The sequence below is a fragment of the Promicromonospora kroppenstedtii DSM 19349 genome (assembly GCF_000515355.1).
Lineage (GTDB): Bacteria > Actinomycetota > Actinomycetes > Actinomycetales > Cellulomonadaceae > Promicromonospora > Promicromonospora kroppenstedtii.
Genome location: NZ_KI911760.1, coordinates 59,004 through 59,875 on the forward strand (window position 1 = coordinate 59,004; position 872 = coordinate 59,875).

At 72.4% G+C, this 872-nt stretch carries 2 protein-coding genes; one reads left to right on the forward strand and one right to left on the reverse strand.

What is annotated here, in order from left to right:
* Window positions 1-308, forward strand: a 308-nt coding sequence (locus PROKR_RS27545; RefSeq protein ID WP_425414950.1) for an O-methyltransferase, incomplete at its 5' end; no start/stop codon positions are given.
* A gap of 137 nt (window positions 309-445) precedes the next feature.
* Here PROKR_RS27545 and PROKR_RS31990 read toward each other — a convergent pair.
* Window positions 446-613 carry a DUF3117 domain-containing protein gene (locus tag PROKR_RS31990; protein WP_084467633.1) on the reverse strand — a complete coding sequence of 56 codons (168 nt, stop codon included), beginning with the start codon at window positions 611-613 and terminating at the stop codon, window positions 446-448.
* Window positions 614-872: the final 259 nt, after the last annotated feature.

The window sequence follows — 872 nt, forward strand, 5'->3', positions numbered from 1 at the left end:
GGATCATTCCCGGCCGGCCCGCGGACGTGCTGCCCCGGCTGGCCGACGGCGCCTACGACCTGGTGCTGGTGGCCAGCGACCCGCTGGCCTACCCCGAGTACGTCGACGAGGCCCTGCGCCTGCTGCGCCCGGGCGGTGTGCTCGCCGTCGACGGCGCGCTGCTGCGTGACCGCGTGGCGGACCCCGCGCGGCGCGACGAGCTCACCACCGTGGTCCGCGAGGTGGGCCGGGCGCTGCGCAATGACGAGCGGGTGCTCCCCGCCATGCTGCCGAGCGGGGACGGTCTGCTGCTGGCCGTCCGCCGCTGACCCGCGAAGAGGCTGGTTCCCGCGGCGGACGACCGTCGAAAGGGTTCAGGCTCTGTCCGGGACGTCGGCTGAGCCTGCGGTTCCGCTACGGGCGCGTGCCTCGTACCTCGGCCCGCACCCTGCGCTACACCTCCGGCTCAGCCGACGACGGTCTGGAGTGCGTCCCCGAGCTCGCTCGCCTCGGTCGCGTTGAGCTCGACGACGAGCCGACCGCCGCCCTCGAGCGGCACACGCATGACGATGCCGCGCCCCTCCTTGGTGACCTCGAGCGGTCCGTCACCCGTTCGCGGCTTCATCGCAGCCATGTGTGGCTCTCCCATTCCGTTGTCCGGTGTGTAGCAGCATTCATGTGTCCGGCGAACGCCGAGGGCACAGAGCCATTCTAGTTCAAATGGCGCCCCTTACTTTCCACTCGCCCATTCGTGGCGCTTCATCGGACCGGGCACCGGGACGCCGGTCGAATCGTGCGTGGGCTCAGGCGAGACCTCTCAGGGCGGCGGCGGGCGGCGCCTCGTCGCGCACCGCCGCCACGAGGTCGAGCACCCGGCGGGTCGCGGCCACGTC

Bases quoted from the DNA above. Each gene is read 5' to 3' on its own strand.
- PROKR_RS31990 (WP_084467633.1), bottom strand. From the start codon at position 613: ATGGCTGCGATGAAGCCGCGAACGGGTGACGGACCGCTCGAGGTCACC.